3 protein-coding genes are annotated in these 3,857 nt (G+C 62.5%); all 3 read left to right on the top strand.

The features are described 5' to 3' along the window. Positions 1 to 1,084 (top strand): phosphoenolpyruvate--protein phosphotransferase (gene ptsP / locus GHO42_RS01900; protein ID WP_153384088.1); only part of this gene is annotated, 1,084 nt, incomplete at its 5' end. Next, positions 1,084 to 2,025 carry a 1-phosphofructokinase gene (gene pfkB, locus GHO42_RS01895; protein WP_133144774.1) on the top strand — a complete coding sequence of 314 codons (942 nt, stop codon included), beginning with the start codon at positions 1,084 to 1,086 and terminating at the stop codon, positions 2,023 to 2,025. The genes ptsP and pfkB, both read left to right, overlap by 1 nt. A gap of 11 nt (positions 2,026 to 2,036) precedes the next feature. Then, positions 2,037 to 3,773 (top strand): PTS fructose-like transporter subunit IIB, encoded by a 1,737-nt coding sequence (locus GHO42_RS01890; RefSeq protein WP_095018269.1) that lies wholly within the window; start codon positions 2,037 to 2,039, stop codon positions 3,771 to 3,773. The last annotated feature ends 84 nt before the right edge of the window (positions 3,774 to 3,857 follow it).

Raw genomic sequence — 3,857 nt, 5'->3', positions numbered from 1 at the left:
GGTTGGCGCGGGCGAGGCGGTGCTGCTGCTGGCGCCGGGCACTGAATTGTTGATTGATGGCCAGCGCGGTCGCCTGCACGTCTCCCCGGATGCCGACGCCTTGCAGCGTGCCACCCAGGAGCGCGACAGCCGTGAGCAGCGTTTGCTGGCAGCCTCTGCCCAGCGCCACGAACTGGCCGTGACCCAGGATGGTCATGCGGTTGAAGTGTTTGCCAATATCGGTGAGAGCAAGGGCGTCGCCACGGCAGTGGAGCAGGGCGCCGAAGGCATTGGCCTGCTGCGCACCGAACTGATTTTCATGGCCCATTCGCAAGTACCGGATGAGGCGACTCAGGAAGCCGAATACCGTCGTGTACTCGACGGCCTGGCTGGCCGGCCGCTGGTGGTACGCACGCTGGACGTGGGCGGCGATAAACCGCTGCCGTACTGGCCGATCGAGAAAGAAGAAAACCCGTTTTTGGGTGTACGTGGCATTCGTCTTACGCTGCAACGGCCGCAGATCATGGAAAGTCAGTTGCGCGCCTTGCTACGTTCAGCCGACAACCGCCCGCTGCGTATCATGTTCCCGATGGTGGGCAGCGTGGCCGAGTGGCGTGCCGCCCGCGACATGACCGAGCGTTTGCGCCTGGAAATTCCAGTGGCTGACCTGCAATTGGGGATCATGATCGAAGTGCCGTCGGCTGCCTTGCTGGCGCCCGTGCTGGCCAGGGAAGTGGACTTTTTCAGCGTCGGCACCAACGACCTGACCCAATACACCCTGGCCATCGACCGTGGCCACCCGACCCTGTCGGCCCAGGCTGACGGCTTGCACCCCGCGGTATTGCAACTGATCGATATCACCGTGCGTGCGGCCCATGCCCATGGCAAATGGGTGGGCGTGTGCGGCGAGCTGGCGGCTGATCCGCTGGCCGTGCCTGTGCTGGTGGGCCTGGGCGTGGATGAGCTGAGCGTTTCGGCGCGCAGCATCCCCGAGGTCAAGGCGCGGGTACGCGAGTTGAGCATGGATCGTCTGAAAACCCTGGCCGCCGAAGCGTTGAGCGTGGGCAGCCCGGATGAAGTTCGTGCGTTGGTGGAGGCGCTCTGATGGCCCGTATTCTGACTGTCACCCTCAACCCGGCACTGGACTTGACCGTGCGTCTTGGGCAACTGGTACCGGGGGAGGTTAACCGTAGCCCGCTGATGCTGACCCATGCTGCCGGCAAGGGCCTGAACGTGGCGCAAGTACTGGCCGATCTGGGCCACACGCTGACGGTAAGTGGCTTTTTGGGTGAGGACAATGCACAAGCATTCGATGCCCTGTTCAAGCGTCGCGGTTTTGTCGATGCCTTTATCCGTGTGCCGGGCGAAACCCGCAGCAATATCAAGCTGGCTGAAGACGATGGCCGCGTCACCGACCTCAACGGGCCGGGGCCGCAGGTTGACGCACAGGCGCAGCAAATCTTGCTCGATACCCTTGAGCGCATTGCTCCCGGGCATGACGCGGTCGTGGTGGCTGGCAGTTTGCCCCGAGGCGTCAGCCCGCAATGGCTGCACGATCTGCTGCTGGGCTTGAAGGCTCAGGGCCTGAAAGTGGTCCTGGACACCAGCGGTGAGGCCTTGAAGCAGGGCCTGGCAGCGGGGCCGTGGCTGATCAAGCCCAACACCGAAGAACTCAGCGATGCTTTGGGCCGCGATATCAGCGACCTTGCAACCCAGGTTGCAGCCGCAACCGCTTTGCAGGCACAGGGCGTTGAGCACGTGGTGATTTCCCACGGTGCAGAAGGCGTGAACTGGTTCAGCCGTGGGCCGGCCTTGCAAGCGTTGCCGCCCAAGGTCAGCGTCGCCAGCACGGTGGGTGCGGGCGACTCGCTGCTGGCGGGCATGGTCCACGGTTTGCTCAGCGGCCATAGCCCCGAGCAGACCCTGCGCACCGCCACTGCCATTGCGGCAATGGCCGTTACTCAGATCGGTTTTGGTATCAGCGATGCAGCGCACCTGGCGACGCTCGAAAGCGGCGTTCGCGTTCGCCCCCTGACAGAAGAATAAAAGGAATCCACATGAAATTAGCCATTGTGACGGGCTGCCCCAACGGCATGGTGACCAGCGTGCTGTGCGCCCGTTTGCTTGATGCGGCGGCTCAGCGTCAGGGCTGGAGCACCAGCGTTGAAGTCCACGACCCCAAGCACCCTGAACGTCAGTTATCGGCGGCGACCATAGATGAAGCCGAGTGGGTGTTGCTGGTCAGCAGTACGCCGCTGGATATGCAGCGTTTTATCGGCAAGCGTGTGTTCCAGAGCACGCCGGCCCAGGCCCTGCAAGATGTAGAGGCGGTGTTGCAGCGTGGCGTGGAGGAGGCCGAGGTCTACGTTGCACCTGCGCCAACAGCTGCAGTTGAAAACGCGCAGAAAGCTCCAAAAATCGTCGCCATCACCGCCTGCCCGACAGGCGTGGCCCATACCTTTATGGCAGCCGAAGCCTTGCAGCAAGCGGCCAAGCGCTTGGGCTACGACTTGCAAGTCGAGACCCAGGGTTCGGTAGGCGCGCGCAACCCGTTGAGCGCCGAAGCCATTCGCGACGCCGATGTGGTGTTGCTGGCGGCGGATATCGAAGTGCCGACCGAGCGTTTTGCCGGCAAGAAAATCTACCGTTGCGGCACAGGCATCGCCCTCAAGCAAGCCGAAGCCACCCTGAACAAGGCGTTGAGCGAAGGCAAGCAGGAGAGTGCCGCCGCTGCGGGCGGGGCGCCTGCCAAGCAGGAGAAGGCCGGGGTCTACAAGCACCTGCTGACGGGCGTGTCCTTTATGCTGCCGATGGTGGTGGCAGGGGGGCTGCTGATCGCGCTGTCTTTCGTATTTGGCATTGAAGCTTATAAAGAGCCCGGCACGCTGGCGGCGGCGCTGATGCAGATTGGTGGCGATGCCGCATTCAAACTGATGGTGCCGTTGTTGGCGGGTTATATCGCCTACTCGATTGCCGACCGCCCGGGCCTGGCGCCGGGGATGATCGGCGGCTTGCTGGCGAGTACCCTGGGTGCGGGCTTTATCGGTGGGATTATTGCCGGTTTCATCGCCGGTTACTGTGCCAAGGCGATCAACCGTTATGCGCGCTTGCCGCAGAGCCTTGAGGCGCTGAAACCGATTTTGATCATCCCGTTGTTCGCCAGCCTGTTTACCGGTCTGGTGATGATTTACGTGGTGGGCAAGCCGGTTGCCGGAATGCTTGAAGGCCTGACCCACTTCCTCGACAGCATGGGCACCACCAACGCCATCCTGCTGGGTGTATTGCTGGGCGGGATGATGTGCGTAGACCTGGGCGGGCCGATCAACAAGGCGGCCTATGCGTTTTCGGTGGGGCTGCTGGCTTCGCAAAGTTATGCACCGATGGCGGCAACGATGGCGGCGGGCATGGTGCCGCCGATTGGCTTGGGTATTGCCACGTTCCTGGCGCGCCGCAAGTTCGCCCAGACTGAGCGTGAGGCGGGCAAGGCTGCACTGGTGCTGGGGCTGTGCTTTATTTCTGAAGGTGCAATCCCGTTTGCTGCCAAAGACCCGCTGCGGGTGATTCCGGCGAGCATCGTGGGGGGCGCGTTGACGGGGGCATTGTCGATGTACTTCGGTTGCAAGCTGATGGCACCGCACGGTGGCTTGTTTGTATTGCTGATTCCAAACGCGATCAACCATGCGCTGCTGTACTTGTTGGCGATCGTGGCGGGCAGCTTGGTGACGGCGGTGGTGTACGCGGTGATCAAGCGTCCGGAGCCGGTTGAAATGGCGCTGGAGACGGCCAAAGCATAAATCAATCCCCGCTCCCACAATGTCACCGCAAATCCAGTGGGAGCTGGTTCGCCTGCGATGCAGGCACTGGGGTCTGTCAGGCAA

This window comes from Pseudomonas sp. FSL R10-0056, assembly GCF_009600105.1.
GTDB classification, from domain to species: Bacteria; Pseudomonadota; Gammaproteobacteria; order Pseudomonadales; family Pseudomonadaceae; genus Aquipseudomonas; species Aquipseudomonas bubulae.
This window is presented reverse-complemented; position numbering and strand designations above follow the sequence as displayed.